The organism is Photobacterium makurazakiensis, assembly GCF_050336715.1.
GTDB classification, from domain to species: domain Bacteria; phylum Pseudomonadota; class Gammaproteobacteria; order Enterobacterales; family Vibrionaceae; genus Photobacterium; species Photobacterium makurazakiensis.
This window is the reverse complement of sequence record NZ_JAKJSJ010000015.1, coordinates 92,635-112,986: the sequence shown is the minus strand read 5'-3', so window position 1 is coordinate 112,986 and position 20,352 is coordinate 92,635. Positions and strand designations below refer to the sequence as shown.

General features: G+C 41.5%; 17 protein-coding genes and 3 tRNA genes. 10 read left to right on the top strand and 10 right to left on the bottom strand.

The features are described 5' to 3' along the window. Positions 1–46 precede the first annotated feature (46 nt). The 7 genes from L4D09_RS07710 (at position 47) to L4D09_RS07680 (ending at position 4,327) form a co-directional block, all read left to right on the top strand. Positions 47–1,417 (top strand): MATE family efflux transporter, encoded by a 1,371-nt coding sequence (locus L4D09_RS07710; RefSeq protein WP_428456906.1) that lies wholly within the window; start codon positions 47–49, stop codon positions 1,415–1,417. 98 nt (positions 1,418–1,515) lie between these two features. Further along, positions 1,516–2,547 carry a DUF3080 domain-containing protein gene (locus tag L4D09_RS07705; protein WP_428456905.1) on the top strand — a complete coding sequence of 344 codons (1,032 nt, stop codon included), beginning with the start codon at positions 1,516–1,518 and terminating at the stop codon, positions 2,545–2,547. Between the two features lie 95 nt (positions 2,548–2,642). After that, the gene (locus tag L4D09_RS07700) at positions 2,643–2,903 is read left to right on the top strand and encodes a DUF5062 family protein (protein WP_428456904.1); all 261 of its coding nucleotides are present in this window, start codon (positions 2,643–2,645) and stop codon (positions 2,901–2,903) included. 68 nt (positions 2,904–2,971) lie between these two features. Continuing rightward, on the top strand, positions 2,972–3,757 hold the full coding sequence (locus tag L4D09_RS07695; protein WP_428456903.1) for a ParA family protein: 786 nt from the start codon (positions 2,972–2,974) through the stop codon (positions 3,755–3,757). 255 nt (positions 3,758–4,012) lie between these two features. Further along, positions 4,013–4,089: transfer RNA gene (locus L4D09_RS07690), tRNA-Val, on the top strand. Positions 4,090–4,134: 45 nt separating this feature from the next. Further along, positions 4,135–4,211, top strand: a tRNA-Val gene (locus L4D09_RS07685). Between the two features lie 40 nt (positions 4,212–4,251). Beyond that, positions 4,252–4,327: transfer RNA gene (locus L4D09_RS07680), tRNA-Val, on the top strand. Positions 4,328–4,393: 66 nt separating this feature from the next. Here L4D09_RS07680 and L4D09_RS07675 read toward each other — a convergent pair. Genes L4D09_RS07675 through L4D09_RS07665 form a run of 3 tightly spaced genes read right to left on the bottom strand, consistent with a single transcriptional unit; the run spans position 4,394 to position 9,458 of the window. Next, positions 4,394–7,051, bottom strand: coding sequence for a M14 family zinc carboxypeptidase (locus tag L4D09_RS07675; protein ID WP_428456902.1), 2,658 nt, complete (start codon positions 7,049–7,051; stop codon positions 4,394–4,396). A 9-nt stretch (positions 7,052–7,060) separates the two neighbouring features. Further along, positions 7,061–8,494, bottom strand: a complete 1,434-nt coding sequence (locus L4D09_RS07670) for an ATP-grasp domain-containing protein (RefSeq protein ID WP_428456901.1) — start codon at positions 8,492–8,494, stop codon at positions 7,061–7,063. After that, the gene (locus L4D09_RS07665; protein WP_428456900.1) at positions 8,481–9,458 is read right to left on the bottom strand and encodes an ATP-grasp domain-containing protein; all 978 of its coding nucleotides are present in this window, start codon (positions 9,456–9,458) and stop codon (positions 8,481–8,483) included. Before L4D09_RS07665 ends, L4D09_RS07670 begins: the two co-directional genes overlap by 14 nt. Positions 9,459–9,630: 172 nt before the next feature. Between L4D09_RS07665 and L4D09_RS07660 the strand changes: the two genes are divergently transcribed. Next, positions 9,631–10,734 carry a M20 family metallopeptidase gene (locus L4D09_RS07660; RefSeq protein ID WP_428456899.1) on the top strand — a complete coding sequence of 368 codons (1,104 nt, stop codon included), beginning with the start codon at positions 9,631–9,633 and terminating at the stop codon, positions 10,732–10,734. 222 nt (positions 10,735–10,956) lie between these two features. Here the strand turns inward: L4D09_RS07660 and L4D09_RS07655 are convergent, their stop codons facing one another. Beyond that, positions 10,957–11,352, bottom strand: coding sequence for an H-NS family histone-like protein (locus L4D09_RS07655; protein WP_428456898.1), 396 nt, complete (start codon positions 11,350–11,352; stop codon positions 10,957–10,959). A gap of 699 nt (positions 11,353–12,051) precedes the next feature. On the opposite strand from L4D09_RS07655, the gene L4D09_RS07650 reads away from it, so the two are divergent. Beyond that, complete coding sequence (locus tag L4D09_RS07650; RefSeq protein ID WP_428456897.1) at positions 12,052–13,062, top strand: DUF2860 domain-containing protein; 1,011 nt, start codon at positions 12,052–12,054, stop codon at positions 13,060–13,062. Positions 13,063–13,204: 142 nt separating this feature from the next. Then, entirely contained in the window at positions 13,205–14,002 is a 798-nt protein-coding gene (locus tag L4D09_RS07645) for a glutathione S-transferase N-terminal domain-containing protein (protein WP_428456896.1), read from the top strand. A 29-nt stretch (positions 14,003–14,031) separates the two neighbouring features. Here L4D09_RS07645 and L4D09_RS07640 read toward each other — a convergent pair whose 3' ends face one another. The 6 genes from L4D09_RS07640 to L4D09_RS07615 all read right to left on the bottom strand — a co-directional run bounded on the left by L4D09_RS07640 (position 14,032) and on the right by L4D09_RS07615 (position 20,352). Next, on the bottom strand, positions 14,032–14,622 hold the full coding sequence (locus tag L4D09_RS07640; protein ID WP_428456895.1) for an acyltransferase: 591 nt from the start codon (positions 14,620–14,622) through the stop codon (positions 14,032–14,034). Between the two features lie 58 nt (positions 14,623–14,680). Further along, positions 14,681–15,607 (bottom strand): PaaX family transcriptional regulator, encoded by a 927-nt coding sequence (locus L4D09_RS07635; RefSeq protein WP_428456894.1) that lies wholly within the window; start codon positions 15,605–15,607, stop codon positions 14,681–14,683. A gap of 166 nt (positions 15,608–15,773) precedes the next feature. Next, the gene (gene paaK / locus L4D09_RS07630; protein WP_428456893.1) at positions 15,774–17,069 is read right to left on the bottom strand and encodes a phenylacetate--CoA ligase PaaK; all 1,296 of its coding nucleotides are present in this window, start codon (positions 17,067–17,069) and stop codon (positions 15,774–15,776) included. Between the two features lie 95 nt (positions 17,070–17,164). Beyond that, on the bottom strand, positions 17,165–18,370 hold the full coding sequence (gene pcaF, locus L4D09_RS07625) for a 3-oxoadipyl-CoA thiolase (protein ID WP_428456892.1): 1,206 nt from the start codon (positions 18,368–18,370) through the stop codon (positions 17,165–17,167). Beyond that, positions 18,363–18,812, bottom strand: a complete 450-nt coding sequence (gene paaI / locus L4D09_RS07620; RefSeq protein ID WP_428456891.1) for a hydroxyphenylacetyl-CoA thioesterase PaaI — start codon at positions 18,810–18,812, stop codon at positions 18,363–18,365. Before paaI ends, pcaF begins: the two co-directional genes overlap by 8 nt. Before the next feature lies 1 nt (position 18,813). Beyond that, a complete protein-coding gene (locus tag L4D09_RS07615; protein ID WP_428456890.1) occupies positions 18,814–20,352 on the bottom strand; it encodes a 3-hydroxyacyl-CoA dehydrogenase in 1,539 nt (512 codons plus the stop codon).

Genomic DNA, 20,352 nt, shown 5'->3' with positions numbered 1-20,352 from the left:
TATAATTCACGCGTTTTTTACCTTCAGGTCCATCAGGAGCGCTTCCGTGCATAATTATCGGCGTGAAACACGTCATTTACTCAAACTAGCCATTCCAGTTCTTATCGCATCTGTGGCCCAAACCTCAATGGGTTTCGTCGATACCGTTATGGCTGGCGGCGTAAGCGCTACTGATATGGCCGCCGTTTCAGTGGCTGCAAGTATCTGGCTTCCATCAATATTATTTGGTGTGGGTTTGCTCATCGCGCTGGTACCCATAGTCGCGACCTTAAATGGCTCAGGTAAAAAAGATAAAATTCCATTCGAAGTTCAACATGGCTTTTTGCTCGCCGCTATCATCTCTGTTCCGATAATTCTTGTTCTATATAATGCTGGTGCATTAATCAACATGATGGATGTTGAAGAGGCCCTGGCAGAAAAAACCATTGGTTATCTCAATGCCGTGTTATTTGCTGTACCTGGCTTTTTGTTTTTTCAAACACTTAAAAGTTTCTCTGAAGGTTTATCACTAACAGTACCTGCAATGGTCATTGGCTTCATCGGCCTTGCCGCCAACATCCCGCTGAACTGGATTTTTGTTTACGGTAAGTTTGGGGCACCTGCACTCGGTGGCGTTGGCTGTGGTGTAGCAACTGCCATCGTTTACTGGCTAATGTTTGGTTCAATGCTCGTCTATATCAAGCTGAATAAACGCCTTAACAGTGTTGGTTTATTTAGCCATTGGTATAAACCTAAATGGTCTGCAATCGCACGTTTGTTTAAGCTTGGTTTGCCCGTTGCAGCTTCAATCTTTTTTGAAGTGTCACTGTTTGCCGCTATCGCACTATTGATTTCACCACTAGGCTCTATCACGGTAGCAGCACACCAAGTAGCAAGTAACTTTTCATCGTTGATCTTTATGATCCCAATGAGTATTGGTGCCGCGCTGAGTATCCGCGTGGGCCATTTACTGGGACGGAAAGATCTTGTTGAAGCTAAAATTGCATCTCGCTGTGGCTTAATTGTCGGCCTAATCGTTGCTATGTTAACAGCAATATTAACCGTGGTTTTCCGCGAACGAATTGCATTGATGTATACCGATAACCCGGAAGTTATACTTATCGCGGGCCAACTACTCTTCCTTGCTGCTATCTATCAATGCACTGATGCAATCCAAGTTGTTGCTGCTGGTGCATTACGTGGCTACAAAGATATGCGGGCAATTTTCATCCGTACGTTTATCGCATACTGGATTTTAGGACTGCCCATTGGTTACGTGTTAGGTATGACCGATTGGCTCGGTGACCCTATGGGACCACATGGATTCTGGATCGGTAACATCATCGGCTTAACGGCTGCAGCGATAATGCTAGCAACACGCCTTCGCTGGATTCACCGTCAAGATGATGAGAGCCAGCTAGCGATGTCGCAAAGATAACGCGAAGCTGAGTTAAAAAACAGAATATTAAGGCGGCCATTGGTCGCCTTTTGTTTTGCTGCGTATAATTAATAAAATGACTTTATGGCTAGTGGTTCATGCATAACAGCGTTGTTTTATTGTTCTTGTTACTTTTAGTTTCAGGCTGTGACCAAAACTCGGCTACAACAAATTTCAGCAATTACAGTCAGCGCCTTGCCAGTGTCCTTGATGCGCAGCCTTCAAAGCCCAATAAAATAGAATACATTGAGTTTCCCTCAACTAGATCGCTCACCTTACCCATCGACGATATACGCATCGGCTTACTGGATGCTTATGAATTAAAAGCATGCGGCTTATTTCACCTTATTGCCGAGCGAAATTCAGTTTTGGGCAAAGTACAAGATCAATCACGTCAATTACGTTATGAGATCCTCTTACTCAATGGCTTATCACACTGCTTATCGACCATAGATGAAAACAATGAGTTAAGTGGCATTCTTCTCGAATTTGAACAGAAAAAGAAAAAACAACTTCCCTTTTATCTCTGGAATATGATGACAACAGGGCAAGAATGGCGTCAGCAATTCAGGTTGCATCATCGACCATTTTCGCTAAATGAATTCTATGGGTTTAATGAAGCGATTGATGCTTTCACATACCTACGCCACCTTTCAGACGCGATTAACCAACAATCTAGCATCTCTAATTCACAAGCTGAAAGAATCTTATTCCATCAAGAAAAAATTCATCCTCACCATTATTTAGGGCAGCTCTTTTTTTCAATGGCAACTGCTACCGAGTGGCTATCAAGCATTACACTGATGCTCGAAAAAAAAGAAAACACCATCATTTGTGGCGCGAATAGAAACCAACAACAGGTACAATACCTAAGCAACGTCTTCTACAAGTACTTTGCAACAAATATTCAACGCTATCTCGCTGAATTAGACTCTCAATATCGACAGATCCAACCCATCGTAGCGCCTTTATTATCAGCCCAACTCAAGCTTAATGATTCACTCTCTGCTTACTACCATTTTTATATCGCTGGACAACTACATCAGTCTTTTCGTGAGGCTACATTAAGACATGTGGAATTTTGGCAGCGTACATTTAAGCGCTGTAACATAAAAGTAGGTCTTAACTAGTTAGGTTTTAATGCAAAGAATTGATAAATCAGGCTATTAAAACCCCGCCATAATCTCTACTATGAACAGACGATATGCGACGACTGGAACCAGTAATGAAAAAACATAAGAATGAAGCCAAACTATTAAAAAAAGCGCTTGAATTGGGTTTTGCTTTCGCTAAAAAGCAAGGCTACGGTGATTTAGATAAAACTGTGTCAGCAAAAGATAAAGTCGAATGCATTTACCGCTTATTGGTTAACGCCAAACAAATCACTCCTCTGGCAACAAATCAAGAAGATGGCCCCAATATGAAGCATAAGTTGGTGTTGTGGATTTCACGGTTATTACCGCCTGATCACGAGTTACTTAAATAAGCATTGCAGCTCATATTCAGCTCAGGTAACGTATTCTGAATAAACATATTCCAAGGTAGGAAACATTTATGCGTCGGGTGGTATTTAACCAAAAAGGTGGCGTCGGTAAATCTAGCATCACCGCAAACCTCGCTGCACTTAGCGCGGCAAATGGCTACAAAACTTTACTCATCGACTTGGATGTACAAGGTAATAGTAGTCATTATCTTGGCTACGACATTACCAGTGACAGTAATAAAACCATTGCTGATTTACTCAATCAAACGGTTGGCTGGTTTTCTGTTTCAACGCCAATGAAAGACTTTCCCCAACCGACTACATTTAACAATCTCGACCTTATCCCTTCTAGCCCTAAATTAGAAAAAATTGAATCGGAACTAGAACGCCGTTATAAAATATACAAGCTACGCGATGCGCTTGAAGAGCTCGAGAAAACGTATGACCGTATCTATATTGATACACCACCAAACCTTAATTTTTTCAGTAAAGCAGCTCTTATTGCAGCACAAAAGCTATTAATACCATTTGACTGTGATAGCTTTTCGCAACAAGCACTCATAACTTTAATGAACAATGTGGCAGAACTACGCGAAGATCATAACCCGAAACTTGAGGTTGAAGGGGTGATTGTAAATATGTTCAACGCCCAAGCCAAATTCCCGGCACAGATTATTAATGACTTACAAGGACTCGGGTTACCTATCCTTAAACCTTATCTACCACTTTCTATCAAAATGAAAGAATCCCATTACCATCAAAAGCCATTAATTCATCTTTTACCCACACATAAACTCACAAAATCTTTCGAAGATCTTTTCGAGGCGCTTGAAGAAGCAACAGAAAAAGCCATATAAAATCTTCAATAACAATTAATTACCTTTACGCCAGCGATAACTGCTGGCGTAAAATTAATCATATTGACCAGTTTTATGAACGCGTTGAACAAACAGTAAGCAAATGAACTTTTTTTTCTGAATTTATCGATAGTTGCTCTTGCACGTCCAGAATGAAGTGTTTAATATCCGTCTTGTTCCTAGGGAACACAGTACGACAGCCGATTAGGTCGTACATAAGTTTTTAATATTTAATCTATTTAAAGCTTACAATTTGCTCGCTTAGCTCAGTTGGTTAGAGTACTTGCATGACATGCAAGGTGTCACTGGTTCGAGTCCAGTAGCGAGCACCAWATTTAGAKAATAWGCTTTTGCTTATTGTCAAAAAAGTACAATTTGCTCGCTTAGCTCAGTTGGTTAGAGTACTTGCATGACATGCAAGGTGTCACTGGTTCGAGTCCAGTAGCGAGCACCAGTTTTATGTTGCATTAAYCCCAAGCAACAACCCGTTTTACGGGCGATTAGCTCAGTTGGGAGAGCACCTCCCTTACAAGGAGGGGGTCACTGGTTCGAGCCCGGTATCGCCCACCATATTCTCGTAGAGAAGCAAAAAAGCCTGCACATTGTGCAGGCTTTTTTGTTTTCTATGGTCGGACCCTAATCACCTTCTCGGTAACGTTGCTCAGCTTCATCTTGTGCTTCAAAATCACCATGCTCTATAGTAATCACTTCATCACTACTAAACATCACGGTAGTCGGTAATGAGTAATTAGGTACATTGTCGTAACTAAACACCGAGTAGTATTTAGTTATATTGGCATTGCCAAACTTATCAAACGTGAAACTGTCTTTCCCTGCGTATAACTTCACCCCGTCAAAAGGTGAGCGCGGAGGGTGAAAGCTATTGCGAACCACATACGTTCCAACAAAATCGGAAGATTCAGGGTTTGACCATGTAAGCTTTACGGCTCCATCGACTAACTCCGCTTCCAATGATTGTGGGGCTGATAGCGGCGACTTTCTACGTTCTATATACTCAAGTACTAACTGTGGTTTCTGCCCATCTTCCAATGCCATCCAGTTAACTATCGCATCTTTTTGTTTTGAAGCAGACGTTGCTCGAATAATAAAATTAGCTGGCTTACCTTCATCATGTAGCCGTTCCAGATGTTGCCTTGCAGAACTATCAAACATAAATGTTTGTTTAGGAGTCTGTGACAATTCTCGACTACTCACTTCATAGCCTACATACTCGACCTTTTCACGATTAAGCACACTGTCTAAACTAAGCTCGTCAAGTTCCGCCAGATCGACTACAAAACGCATGGGCTGAGAGATACCATTTAACGATTCACTTTCGATTTCAAGGTAGGCTTGGGTGATCACGATATCAGACTGATCACCAATGCAATCTAATGGAAAAGCCACCTGACCAAATTCTCGTTCACCGTTTTTATCAAAACCACAACGAAGCACAGAAGCCTCAACCCCGCTCTGGCTCACTGTGTGATATTCGCTTGGTACAACAGCTACGTGGTAAGGCCGCCGCGTATAAATAATTTCAAGACTAGGCCGATAATGGATACCGCCACCAAAGCGCCCATAGCCAATATCAAACTGCATCATCTGCGAGTCGTTGCCCAGCGGTAAATTATCGGGGCCTTGAATACGCAGCAGTAAGCGACCTTTTTCTAGTTGGTCTTGAACTAATTGCTTTTCAACCTCGGTAAAACGCCAGCTTTTCCAGATCCCTTGTGTTAACTGATCAGAATCAATCGCATTACCTAACGTTTGGATTGGTAGTGCTGCATTAATTTCATCAAAATCGCTGATCGTGTTAATCGTTTCAGGATCAAGTATAGAGACCGACCATTCACCATAATTCTCAATTTTCGCCCCTACTCTGTTCATTGGATATAGTGAAAATATCGCTTTCTTGATGATGGCATCTTTCGGGATACGATCCATGTCATAGTCAATCACACCGTAACAGACACCTTTGGTTTTATTCACTCCGATAAACAGCGAATTATGGCCAAAATGATCAGCATTAGCAGAAGATGTTAACTCACCAACATAGCCAATTTGATCCTGACGAGGAAACAAGGTGAATGAATACTCGTCCTTATCTAAACTGGTTTTAATTTTCACCTCTGGGGCAAAAGGTGATTTTATTTTATTCACCCGATCGACTTTACGCAGATTATAAAAATAGCGATGACCAGACTGCAGTTGTTTGTCGGTATAACTACTGTTAGACGTGATAGCAATGAGGTTTCCACGCGTACAGTGATGCTTTGGCAATTCGCTACGATAAACTTCGTAATAACCGCCCTCTTCACCTACGGAAAGATCCCACGTTAATTCAACTTGATTCGATGTTAACTCTTTTATTGTGAAATTTTCAGGGCGTTTCGGTGCAAGATCTGAGTAATTAATCGCGCTTCTAAGCGCATAAAGCAATGCAGGAATATTCTCATCTACACTTTGCGACATATTAATCAAATAATCGGGAATGTTACGGCTACCGACCTCTACAACCGTCGCCATAATGCCGCGATCATAATAGTACTCTCGCCCACTACCATGAATTAGATTCGCTGGCGGCTTCCCTCGGTGAATACCGTAACTTCGTTGCGTTACTTTATAAATTTCTTTCGCCATATTGGCACACAAAATATTCAGATCGGTTCCTTCAATCTCTGCTTCGTGATTAAACTTATGAGCAGGAAAGAAAACGTTACCTTGCGAATGATAATCCAAGGCAATGCGAATATTCTCATGGGTTTCGACAAATCCTTTTATTGCCTGAGTTTCAGGTTCTGAAAAAGGAGCCGGACCACCATAAATATTTGACTGTGTGTCTGACGAGCGGTGGAAGTTAACCCCGAAATTACGATTTAAATCAACACCAAACGTCCCATCACCGTTATCACGTCGGTTTTTACGCCAAAATGAAAACTGCTTTCGTGAGTACTCAAACCCATCAGGGTTTAAACACGGCACCATATACAGTGTATTGCGCGTAAGCGCCTCCACTACATCGGGGTTGCTTGGATAGTTATCTAAGATGTACTGAATGAAATTAACCGCAAGCTCTATCCCAATCCACTCTCGGGCATGAATGGTTCCCGTATAAAGTAACGCAGGCTTTAGATTCGCATAGGCAACATCCTGTGATACGGTCACCATCATAATCGGGCGACCTTCATGTGTATCACCAATGCTTTCTAATCGAATTAAGTTGGGATACTTCTCCATCGCTTGCGTTAGAAAGTCGATCGTATCTTGATACGATAGATATTGTTTTTTCATCACGCTCCCTTACACCGTAAGCTCATGCTCTAGCCAGCTATCAATGATGAGTTCCAGCTTTTTCTGCTTAAGGTTACGAACCGTCGTCAGTTGCTCTGGTGCATGATTTAATGCATTTAAAGCCCCCTCAACGCCAAGTGTATTCAAAATATCTGATGCCAATGCGTTACCCACTCCTTTCACTCCGATAAAAAATGAAAAAAGCTGTTCTTCTGTCATGGCATTCACTGCTACTGCATCGGATGCTATTTCCGTAGTAGTATCGTATATCCCTACTGGGCGTTTGCACTCTTCAATTCCTGTATCCATCGCTTGTAGCTGTGACTGTTGATGCTGGTTATTAATGGCATACGGATTGGATGATTCAAGCTTATTCAAATCCTGAAAATTCCATGCTTCACTTGGCCACTCTTCTAATGACTGATCTTCTGTACGTAGTAAGCGGTACTGCTCATCCGCAGGCGCATATTCACCCGTATCAGTGGAATAGCACGGTTGACCAAAAGAAATATGACGCATGGTACGCAGCAGTGATGCATCAATTTTACCAATTTCTTCCCAATTTTTGTGGGCAAAAAAAGGTTTCTTGAAGTGCTGAGGGGCAAGCAGCCACATTAGATATTGTCCAATCCAATCGCGAATATAAGGGAATGCAGCAAATGCCGTCGCACACTCTAAAATGGTGTAATCATCATCCATACTCACAGCAATATCACAGGCCCAATACTCAGCATTGGCAGCTTTTGATGCTTTAACGGCAAGATCCAATACTTCCTGTGGCACGTCTTGGTAATCCATACTGCCACCTTGGCTAGTATTCGTTAACCATTCACCTTCAGGTGGTCGACGCCAGAATGCGCAAACTGGTTGGTGCCCTACCAACATCACACGAATATCCGCTTTCATTGGCACAAAATCTTGAATATATGCCGGGTAATAACGTTTTTGGGTAAATAACCGTACCGCTTCATCAACACTATCAACCTTATGGACAAAATAGCCACCATAGTTTGACGGTCCATAAGAGCGTTTAACAATTTTTGGGTACTGGGTATTATGCAAATACGCTAGTGCTTCATCAACTTGATAAAATATTTTTGTTGCCGGAATGGGTAGCTGGTACTTCTCGCAAAAATGCGTGACGTTTTCTTTCGATTTATTACTAAACTGGCTATCCATTGACGGAATAAACCGAACATTCGGTAGCTGTCGTGCAATATCACGAAACGTCTCATACGCTGTTGCAGGAATATTGCCAATCAAAACATCAATTTTTTTGTTTTTCACTTCATTGATAAAACGTTGCTTATCATTTCCCCAATGATAAGTGACTTTTTCAATTTTATTTGGCCAACCCTTAAAGTTAGATGTATCAAAGAAACGTAATACATGATCTAAATACAATAAGCCAATTTTAGGTAAGGGTTGGTTAGAGGTGGTCATAGTCTTTTTCCTTTACAGCATTATCTGTTGTTATAGTGTTTGTTATTTCAGTTAGCGGTGAGTTTGTTACTGTGCGCTCGATTAAATCAGCTAAAAAGCCAATTTTTTTATCATTAAAATCCAAGCCGTTTCGCTCTTGCTCTGGGGTCGCAAAGGCAGGGATACCATTCACTTCCAAGACAACATATTGCTGATGCTCAAGATCATAAATAATATCTACCCCTGCTATTTCGAGCCCTGTGGCCCTTGCAGCTCTCAAGGCTAGCTCAACGACAGCAGGATTTGGCTCGCGAACTATCACGCTCCCCCCGCTAGAAACATTAGTTTTCCAGCTTCCTTTCGCCGCCTTTCGGCCATAGCAAGCAACAAATTTATTGTCGACAATGTCTATGCGGTAGTCAGAAAAATCATTATCAATAACTCGTTCAATATAGAACTGCGGGGAACTATGATCAGTAATATAAGAACAAATTAGATCAAGGTCTCGTTCGCTTTCAATCTTGATAATCCCCTTCCCTCCCCAGCCATTGACCGGTTTACATATGGCTTTTCCTTGCCAAAAATGTAAATGCTCTTTCAATTGCTGAATATTATCTTTATTACAGACAATATAATCAGAGGTTGGAATACCATGTCGCTTGAGTAAATGTGCAGTACGAAACTTATCTTCCGTTAACTCAAAGGCTGAAAAACTATTGATTGTCGGTATCATGCTGCTTAACGCCTGATACATGTACATCTGGTAATGGCTTTGCTGTCCCGCGTTGTATGAAAAAAACAAATCAAGTTCGTCCATCATATGGCCATTACAAAAAATATTGCCATTATTCGCAGTCCCATTACGAAGATCTAGCCCCGCTATGACGGCAATATTCCTGTCATTTAGTTGGGTAATAATCTTTTTTTCAATTTCTGTTCCACCAGAATTTTGATACATCCATAAGCCGACACGATGGCTAGGCATGATCACTCCTCAATTTTGACAATAGTTACTAAAAAGCATGCAGTATGCCACTGCACGATGTTAATCTAGTTTGATAGCTTAATGTTGCATATTTTTGATAACAGTGATCAAAGTTCATGTTTGCAAAAAGTATATTCAATAACTTCAAGAATCATGACCAAGGAGAGAGGAAGTGACACAGGTCGACTTTGCGGATTTACAACAATTGATAGATATCAACTCTTGGACCCACAATAAAGTAGGTGTTGATGCCAATGGCCAACTAATGCAACGTTGGCTAGAAGAACTTGGGATGCAAACAGAGGTTTTCCACCGTAAGGAAATTGGCAACCATCTCTTGTTTACCAGCCCTATAACGACTAACCAACCAAGGCTACTGTTATTAGGTCATTTAGATACGGTATTCCCACCCAATACATTTGAAGGATTCCGAGAAGATAACGAATGGATTTACGGGCCTGGCGCATGCGATATGAAAGGCGGCAACTTCGTTGCACTGACGGCTCTACGTGAAATTTACAATCAGGTAGGGCAATTAAATAACGTCGATTTTTTATTAGTCTCTGATGAAGAAACAGGTAGCGATGACAGTAAAGCTGTTACTCAAAGTATTGCTCATCACTACTGCGCATGCCTTGATTTTGAAGCTGCAGGTAAGAACCATGAAATTGTTGATGGTCGTAAAGGCGTTGCGACTTTTTGTATTGATATAAAGGGCGTTGCAGCTCATGCTGGTAATCATTACCTAACAGGTAAAAATGCTAACCTCGTTGCTGCTAAATTACTTATTTTATTGACTGAGCTAACTAATATTGACCAAGGTACAACAGTCAATGTCGGTAAAATTAATGGAGGGATTAGTACCAATACTATCTCACCTAATGCTCAACTAATGGTCGAAGCGAGGTTTACCCAAGTCAGCGAACAAAACCGCTTACTCGACGCCATACCAACATTGGTTACCTCACCTATCGTTGAAGGCGTTACCACAAAAATCAGTGGCGGTTTGCAGCGTGATGTAATGGTGCCTACTGTCGAGCAGCAGCACTTAGTTGAAACATTATCATCACTACTCGGTTATCCCTTACTCACAGAACAGCGTGGGGGCGTCAGCGATGCCAATGTACTAGCTGGTGCAGGCGTACCAACTTTGGATGGTTTTGGTCCATTTGGTGACGGTGATCATACTGAGTTTGAACGAGCATCAAAACAAAGCTTTATTAGAAGGATCCGGGAAGTCACCAAAATTATTGGCCATTTTCAAACGATGCGTTAATAACGCTGTCACTACCTTGGCTCAGCCTAATGTGCTCAAATATATCGTTGTCTATATCATAAAAATAAAGCCTGCACATAGTGCAGGCTTCTCGATTCCGCGCGTTTTCTAATTCAGCAAAAGAGACTTGGGCATCAATGAGTGTTCCGCCTTCGCTGCATCTTTAAGTATGTTTGAGCGCTAATACAATAATGATGAACTCAAAGGTTCATCAGTTTGAAATTAGATTTCAAATTCTTTCAATGAACGACCGTCATCTAATGCAGCTTTCAATGCTGCTGGTGTACGACCTTGACCAGTCCACGTTTTTTCTTCACCATTTTCATCAAGGAACTTATATTTAGCTGGACGAGGAGCACGCTTAGTACTGCTCTTTCCTTGAACTTTTTCAAGTAGCTCTTCTGGTGTAATTCCTTCTTCTTGTAGCATCAGACGATATTTTTCAATTAATGCATTTTTTTCTGCATTTTGAGCATTAGATTGAGCTTCTTGCTCTTCACGTTCAGTCACAATTGTTTTAAATTTTTCTAAACCTTCTTGAAGTGCATCTAGTGACATTTCTTTCGCTACTGAACGAAGTGTTCTTAAGTTCGTTAAGGTGCTCATTAAGTCTGACATCTTTACCGCCTATTTAATTAATAACAGCTTGATTCTAGCATTTTCGTTTTCATATGGTAACTTTATGCTTGAATTATCTATGCCATTTTCATCAGATCTATAATTAATACATCTAAGTTTCTTATCATTAGAAGTAATAGCCTATTAACATAAGTAGTATAAGGTTTTTCACACCACCACAACGAATATATAAACAACTGAATTATAAAGAAAAATAATAATGAATCACATTAATTGATTTTTATTAATACGCTTATGCAATACCTATTGATTAATTTTTACATTATCACCCATAATATTGACGTACTCTACAGATCAAGTTGATCACCATCGATCACAAGCCGTTATTAGCAAAGCTGCGCTAGTTGGTATGTGAGTATTGAAGAAAGTAAAAATTAATACGCCTATTTATATTCACCACTTTCAAGTCAGGCTGCCAGAAAGTTACTCGATTAATTTAAGCTCTAATTGAGCTAAATGACTCACAATAGGCTGTAACATAATCACCGTGTATATCTGCTTCAGTAACGCCCTACTCTTGACTGGTGCATTAAACCAATATATAACTCAATCGTCGTATCAAATGTAAGATGATAAGAACTGTCCTAAAATGACCTTATAGGCTCAAAGATAAAACAAAACATCATTCGCTGCTCATCTACAGTTTCTCATAAGGTCAAACAGTCAGCTGAGTTACTAATGCGATACTTAAACATTCTAATCATATTTACAACAATGATCCCTCCCGCTTTTGCCGTCGCGCAACTTCCTCAAAAAAGTGGCTTTAGTGGATTTGTGAATATTGGTGCCGGTATCAGTAGCATCGAATCCAATACATTGGCGGAGCTTTCTGGCATTAACCTCGGCAATAAATCCATCGAATCTTTGACCCAATCGCCAGACGATAAGAGCACAGGCTTACCTGTCGTCGGCCTTGAAATCGCATACATGTTTGCTAGCACTCGTACCCAGGTATTTTTCGGTAACCAATTAGAAGACTATTTACGTTTCGACTTTTCGACCCGAGCTGGTATCCGACAAGAAATTGGTAAAGCAGGTATCATTGGTGCAAGTTTCTTACAAACGCCACTTGCAACCGAAGTGTGGGAAGACCCTTTTTTGCTAGGCAGTGACCGAACAAGTACTGACAGAACCAGTAATGGCTTTAGGCTAATTTGGGATAAAATGTACGGAACCAACCTCGAATTAAGCTATTCACAACGCGAGGTCGAGATTGACGATGAAAGAAGTGGGGATAGTTTAGGTTTATCGGAAGCTGACCAAGCCCTACTCGATCGTAATGGTGACAGTCGTCGATTTTCTGTTAAATACACATTTAACGTAGACAAAAACAAGCACATCATCAGCCCGCAATTTACGTTTATTGATCAAGACCTTGATGGCAGTTCTGTGGCTTACGATGGTGTCTCTTTCAATGTAAATTATATCTATTCAATGAAACGCTGGCACTTTGTCACCAATGCCTCACTCGCAGATTTAAATTACGATACTGAAAACCCAATCTACGGCAAAAAAGCAGATACCAATCGCTATGGGGCGAGTTTTACTGCATTCTATGCTTCTCCCTTTGGTTGGAATAACTGGGTAGCCAACGCTGGTATCGTTTGGTTTGAAGAAGATAGCGATATCAATTTTTATGACTCTTCCGTACAGCTTATTAGCCTTGGTATGCTCTATCGCTTTAAATAAAATTACGATATTGGCGTCACTGAATTGGCACTCACTTAATAAAAGTTGTAGTCACGAATAACAATTTCATATTTAATGACCTTTAAGCATAATACTATTTAAAAACATTAAATTAGCCACCAACACGGATGTAGGTAAGCGTATGAAACATGCTCTAAACATTACAACATCACTACTTGCTTCCACCTATCGCTTTTGGCGTGGCACAATGGCCAGTAAAACGGTTAAACAGCCAGAAGGATCATTGCTTTTATTTGATCAAGAAGGCAACGCTGATTGTCGGCTGGTACGTGAAGTGTTAACCGAGCTAAATTTAGATGTCGTCATTAGACCTTGTCCGGCTGATGGTAAAAACATTAAGGAGCTACATGCTAAGTTTGATAAAGTAACCCTTCCTATCCTTATTGATATCAATCACTCGGTTGCCGCTAATGGCGCTAAAGAAGTCATCGATCACTTATTTTCACAGTACAAAGGTACTAATCCACCTCGTTCATTGATTACAAAACTGAGCAATAATCTAACCTCCCAGTTAGCGACAGGTATTCGTTTAGGTGCTGGAAGAAAAGCTAGACCTGCTCGGCAAGCTGAACAGCCTCTGATTTTATATAGTTTTGAATCAAGCCCTTATGCTCGCCCGATACGCGAGCGCCTGTGTGAACTTGAGCTGACTTATATACTGATCAATTTGGGCAAACAGCAACTATCCGATATGGGGCCAGCAACTTTGCGATGGAGCGTAAAACCTTATAAGCCACTACCAAATACGAAACGAGATGATTTTTTCAAGTTACACGGTAACGTTCAGGTACCCTATTTAATGGATCCGAATACAAATATCGACATGTTTGAATCTAAAGATATTCTCCGATATTTAGAAAGAACTTACGCAATTCACAATATCGAAGACTGTCAGTTACTCGCTAATAATCTGGGCTAGTCGCTAGGTAACGTTAATACATGATTATACTAGGATTTGATATCATGTATTTTATCAAACACCATCTTCGGCCTGTTTTTTTCAGCAAATGGTAATGGGGCCACTTCCTTCATTGTATTTTGGCAGCGATAAACTAGCTGATGATACATGGCAGTCCCCCTTTCTTTCCATGCAAGCTCTTCATCTTTCACTTTGCGTTTTACTGTAGCAGGACTACCTAAAATCATACTTCTGGCTTCAAACCGACTATGGGCTTTGATAAAGCTATGGGCCCCAACGATAGATTCTTTCCCTATAATGGCTAGATCCATCACCACGGCATTCATACCAATTAAACAATTTTGTTCAATGTGGCAGCCATGGATCACGGCTCCGTGCCCTATATGGCTATTTTCTTCAAGCACCGTTTCACGATTAGGGAAGCCATGAATCACGCAGTTATCTTGTATATTACTGCCATCCATAATTTCAATACTTCCCATATCACCACGTATAGCAGCTTGTGGCCCGACATAGACGTTTTTTCCAATAATGACATCACCGATAATATCAGCACTTGGGTGTACAAAGCTCTCAGGATGGATAACAGGTGTTATTCCATCAAGTTGATATATTGGCATCATATTTCCTATAATATTTAGACCAACGTCATTCGTTGGTCATGTTATTAATGAAGGCTTAAGGTAGTAACCCGCCAAAACGAGAATAATAGTCTGACGCAGGCAAAGGTAATGGCCCTGCAACTGTTTCACCTAACTCTGTTACATGGTTTCGCGCATGTAAGTGGATTTTTTTGTATATATTCATGGCTAAACTTTGTGCAACACCACCGCTCCAATTATCAGGAAGCAACTCATCAGGTAGTAACGGATCACGAATGATAATTCGTCGGTAAAAATGAATTAAAAGTAAGCGCAGTTTAAAGCAATCTTCACGGTTTATCTCTTCTGGGGGAAGATCTTTTATTTCAAGCCATACTGGGTTAAACATCTGACAAAAAGCATCATAGTCATCTTTAATCCGAGCTAAATCCCATACATTACTGACCAAGCTCTTTTTGTTTTTTTTATCATGTGAAAACAATTCTGACTGTTTAAAAATATGAGCTTCTGGGTATTTATCTAAAATGTTTTCAAAATCAGAATAAGCTAACTGCTTTTGATCCGCTTGAATGTATATCCCTTTATCTAATATGCCAAACCCAAATCTGGCTAAAAATTTACCATTTGTTTTTGATTCGTTTAACGTTGATGAAGATATATGAATAATATTCCACTTGCCTTCCCAACCTAACTTTTCAACACTGTATATTTTATTATTCGCCGCTCTTACTTCATCAAAGCGCTCTGGCGTCATAAAATAATAGCTCTTTCTACCAACTTTTTTGACGTCTAGCCAGCCATCTTGCTTTAACCTAAAAACAGACGATCTAACAAATCGCTGATTAAAACCTAATGATTCCATGAAGTTAATTAGACTTCCCATCCAGATACCACCACCGCTATGGCATAGGTAATCCCCAAGAAAGGTGATGACTAATGATGTACCACTTATAGAGTGATGCTCTGATGCGGATGAAAAAAACGACTCAAATTTATTATCCAAAGTTTACCTCAATGAATCTATACTCCTTTACAATAAGCATCATAGCAACACCGCTTTATGTTTCACAGCGTTAAAACCTAAGCTGAAATATATAGGAAAGACAAATTAATGTGAAAACGAATTAAAAACACGCTACTCAACTAGACAGTAAGCAACGTGTCCGTTTTTAAGCATGCCTTAGATCGAGTACTCGCTGGGCTTTACCCTCGGAGCGTGGTATTCCGCCACTTGGCAGTAAATCAATTTTAGTGGATATCCCTACCATTGTTTTAATTCGATGCTTTAGCTCATTAACAACTTCATCGTTTTTATAACCTGCGGCCGAATCTTTCAGCTCAACTTTCACCGTTAATGTATCTAAATTACCCTTCTTTAAAACTTCGATCTGATAATGAGGGCTTAACCCTCCCACTTCTAAAATTTGCTCTTCAATTTGCGAAGGAAACACATTAACACCGCGAATAATCAACATATCATCACTACGCCCAGTAATCTTATCCATACGACGCATTGTTCTTGCCGTTCCAGGTAACAAGCGAGTGAGGTCTCTTGTTCTGTAGCGGATAACTGGCATTGCTTCCTTAGTCAATGAAGTAAACACTAATTCACCGTGCTCACCATCGGGCATAACGTTCCCTGACGCAGGATTAATGATTTCAGGAAAGAAGTGGTCTTCCCAAATTGTTGGACCATCCGCAGTTTCAGCACATTCCATGGCGACCCCAGGCCCCATTACTTCCGATAACCCGTAAATATCGAGTGCTTTTATCCCTAACCGCTGCTCAATTTCCGTTCGCATTGAATCTGACCAAGGTTCGGCACCGAAGATACCAATTTTTAACGAACAATTAGACGCATCACCGCCATGCTTTTGTTCTAGTTGGTCTAATAAATTCAAACAATATGAAGGAGTAACCATGATGATCGATGGCTGAAAATCTTCAATTAACTGTATTTGTTTTTCTGTCTGCCCACCAGACATTGGCACGACGGTTGCGCCTAGCTTTTCAGCGCCATAGTGCGCCCCTAGGCCACCTGTAAATAAACCGTAACCATAAGCTACATGGATCATATCTTTTGAGCTACCACCAGCCGCTCGAATCGAACGCGCAACAATGGTGGCCCAAGTATCAATATCTTTTTGAGTGTAGCCAACAACGGTGGGTTTACCCGTTGTGCCAGATGAGGCATGTACCCTTACCACCTCTTCCATAGGCACTGCAAAGGTACCAAATGGGTAGTTATCTCTAAGGTCTTGCTTGGTGGTGTATGGAAACTTACTAATATCTTCAATGCAGTTAAAATCCGACGGATGAACGCCAGCATCATCAAACTTCTTCTTGTACATAGGTACATTGTTATAGGCATGCTCCAGTGTCCATTTCATTCGTTCGAACTGCAGCGTACGTAGCTCTTCTACTGAAGCTTTTTCAATGGCTTCAAGTTGATTTAAATCGGTCATTCCTTTGCTTCCTTTTAGTGCTCTTATTTGAATTGGCTGAACTTACTTTATATAATCGTTATTATTTTGTTGTAACTATGTAAATCATCAGTACTTTATACGCGCTCAATGATCATGGCAATACCTTGCCCGACACCAATACACATACAACACAAAGCATACTTCCCCTTTCTACGATGTAATTCATTCGTTGCTGCCATCACAATTCGAGCACCACTCATGCCCAAAGGGTGACCCAATGCAATCGCACCGCCATTAGGGTTTACATGCTCTGCGTCATCAGGTAACCCTAGTTCACGCGAAACAGCTAATGCTTGGGCGGCAAATGCTTCATTCAGTTCTATAACATCCATGTCATTAATTGATAAACCGGCCTTTTCGAGTACCTTTTTGGCAGCAGGGGCTGGACCGATACCCATAACAGCTGGCTCGACACCAACAGTGGCACAAGCAATAATCTTGGCTTTTGGTGTTAAACCATATTCAGCCACCGCAGCATCACTGGCTACCAGCACCGCCGCAGCACCATCATTTACACCAGAAGCATTACCCGCAGTGACACTTCCTTGCTCGGCAAAAGGTGTACGCAAACCTGAAAGCTGAGACAGTGTGGTTTCCGGCCTTGGGTGTTCATCTTCTGAGATAACGGTTGGTAAACCTTTACGATTAGGAATGGTGACAGGCACAATTTCTTCTGCTAATCGCCCTGCTTGCCGTGCTTCTTCTGTCCGTTGTTGGCTACGTAAAGCGAAAGTATCTTGATCTTCGCGACTTACCTTGTATCGGCTCGCTACGTTCTCAGCCGTTTCTGGCATGGAATCAGTACCAAATTCTTTCTGGAGTTGCTTATTAATGAAACGCCAACCAATTGTTGTGTCATACATTTCTGCGTTTCGAGAAAATGCGGTGTTTGCTTTACCCATTACAAACGGGGCACGAGACATTGACTCCACACCACCAGCAATCATCAGCTCCGCATCACCTGCTTTAATGGACCTCGCAGCTAATGCCAATGCATCCATACCCGAGCCACATAATCGGTTGACCGTTGTGCCGGATACTTCTTCAGGTAACCCCGCTAATAAGATCCCCATACGGGCAACATTGCGGTTGTCTTCACCCGCTTGATTCGCACAACCTAGGATCACATCGTCGACGTTACGCCAATCGATATTCGGATGGCGTTCAGCCAACGCTTTGAGCGGCACAGCAGCTAGGTCATCTGGGCGAACAGGTGATAAACCGCCGCCATAGCGACCAATTGGTGTTCTTACAGCATCACAGATATATGCATTACTCATTTCCAGCCTCCAGAACAGGCATGCCTAAACGATGTGCTTTCCCTCGAAATAAAGCGACAAGCTTGCCATTTTGATTAGTGATCTCGATATCGTATGTTCCCGTTACCTTTCCTTGCGATTTCACATTGGCTGTCGCCGTTAACACATCCCCTTCTTTTGCCGGACGGATATATTCAATGTTACATCCTGCCGCGACTGCAACTTGGTTTTCACTATTACAAGAAAACGCAAAGGCAGAATCTGCGAGGCTGAAAATCATGCCACCATGACACGTACCAAACCCATTCAACATGTCTTTCGTCACGACCATGTTGACAACGGCATGCCCTTTATCCATCTGTTCAATCTTTATGGATAACTGATTTGAACAGCCATCATCGCTATACATTTTTTCGGCACAACGCCATGCTAGTTGCTGATGCTGTTGTTGCTGATGTTCCATATCATTCATTCCCATATGCTAGCTGGCGTAATAACGGTGATGGACGATAGCGCTCTTCACCATAAAATTGAGTTAAATACTCAAGTGTTTCCTTTAGGTTTTGCCATCCAAGTTCACGACCCCACTCTATTGGTCCTAATGGGTAATTCACGCCGCTCTTCATGGCCATATCTACATCGTCTAAACTTGCTCCGCCTTTATTAACCAAATCAAGTGCTTCGTTGGTTAGCATACTCAAGGTTCGCCATACCACCATGCCGGGGTAGTCTTTAAATAAAATCACTTGTTTTTCTAGCGACTGTATATAAGCAATGGCTTTTTCAGTTTGCTGTATGGTATTTTGCAAAGCGGCTGACACAGCAATAAGTGGTGATGATTGATAGTCTTGGCAGTAATCGAAGACAACAACAGGACAACCTAATTCATCGGCCAGCTGAGTTGCGCTTTTACCTCTCGTCGGTATTACCAATACACCATCAATTTCAAGCATTGCACTCATGCTTATATTAAGAGCTTGCTCTGTGTTCTTAAGTAATAAAGACGAACCTTTCATTAAAGTGCTTGCGGTGAGCGCTTCGAAAGTTTTCTCTGTTGGTTGCCACTGACCTATTTGAATAACGTTTTCAACAGGCGTTAATAACTCACGGTATACATTAGGCTCTACTGTCGAGCTCTTTTCTCCATAACAGTAAAAACCACGCCCACTTTTACGCCCGAAAAATCCTGCATCGACGAGCTCTTTCTGAATTAATGACGGCTGATAACGACGGTCTTGATAACAGGCATCAAAAACACTTTTGGTGACGGCATAGTTTACGTCGTGCCCAATTAGATCCATCAATTCAAAGGGCCCCATATTGAAACCACCGGCTTTACGCAAGAGGTAATCAATATCTGCAACACTTGCCACTTGCTCTTCTAGGGCACGCAAACCTTCGGCATAGAATGGCCTTGCTACACGATTCACGATAAAACCAGGCATTGAACGAGCAAGCACTGCATGTTTCCCACATGAACGCGCCCACTCGAGTGCTCGTTGGGCAACATCATCAGCGGTTGCAACACCACGGATCACTTCAACCAACTTCATGACTGGTGCTGGATTAAAGAAGTGCAAACCTACAACACGTTCAGGCGTTTCAAGGGCACTTGCGATAGCAGTAATTGATATCGACGATGTATTCGATGCCAAAATGCATTCAGGTCGGCAAATAGCTTCTAAATCACGAAATAAGCTTTGTTTTACTTCAAGGTTTTCAATAATTGCTTCGATAACAACACTGGCGCCAGCAACCTCTGCTAAGCGTGAAGAACATTGGATCCGAGCCAATGTCTGCTCTAATTCACTGTGCTCTAAACGGCCTTTTTGAACACGACGCATTAATGCCTTTTCAATTTGTGCTTTTGCTTGCCCTGCCTTGCCTTCAGCCAAATCAAACAGGCACACTTGATAGCCCGACTGAGCAGCAACTTGAGCAATGCCAGCTCCCATTGCGCCAGCGCCTATCACTGCTACAGTATTCATTGCTAACTTACTCAC

Coding starts and splice junctions, on each gene's coding strand:
- L4D09_RS07700 (WP_428456904.1), top strand. CDS start 2,643: ATGAAAAAACATAAGAATGAAGCCAAACTATTAAAAAAAGCGCTTGAA.
- paaI (WP_428456891.1), bottom strand. CDS start 18,812: ATGGAACATCAGCAACAACAGCATCAGCAACTAGCATGGCGTTGTGCC.
- L4D09_RS07705 (WP_428456905.1), top strand. CDS start 1,516: ATGCATAACAGCGTTGTTTTATTGTTCTTGTTACTTTTAGTTTCAGGC.
- L4D09_RS07670 (WP_428456901.1), bottom strand. CDS start 8,494: ATGACCACCTCTAACCAACCCTTACCTAAAATTGGCTTATTGTATTTA.
- pcaF (WP_428456892.1), bottom strand. CDS start 18,370: ATGAGTAATGCATATATCTGTGATGCTGTAAGAACACCAATTGGTCGC.
- L4D09_RS07655 (WP_428456898.1), bottom strand. CDS start 11,352: ATGTCAGACTTAATGAGCACCTTAACGAACTTAAGAACACTTCGTTCA.
- L4D09_RS07640 (WP_428456895.1), bottom strand. CDS start 14,622: ATGCCAATATATCAACTTGATGGAATAACACCTGTTATCCATCCTGAG.
- L4D09_RS07665 (WP_428456900.1), bottom strand. CDS start 9,458: ATGCCTAGCCATCGTGTCGGCTTATGGATGTATCAAAATTCTGGTGGA.
- L4D09_RS07645 (WP_428456896.1), top strand. CDS start 13,205: ATGAAACATGCTCTAAACATTACAACATCACTACTTGCTTCCACCTAT.
- L4D09_RS07695 (WP_428456903.1), top strand. CDS start 2,972: ATGCGTCGGGTGGTATTTAACCAAAAAGGTGGCGTCGGTAAATCTAGC.
- L4D09_RS07675 (WP_428456902.1), bottom strand. CDS start 7,051: ATGAAAAAACAATATCTATCGTATCAAGATACGATCGACTTTCTAACG.
- paaK (WP_428456893.1), bottom strand. CDS start 17,069: ATGACCGATTTAAATCAACTTGAAGCCATTGAAAAAGCTTCAGTAGAA.
- L4D09_RS07650 (WP_428456897.1), top strand. CDS start 12,052: ATGCGATACTTAAACATTCTAATCATATTTACAACAATGATCCCTCCC.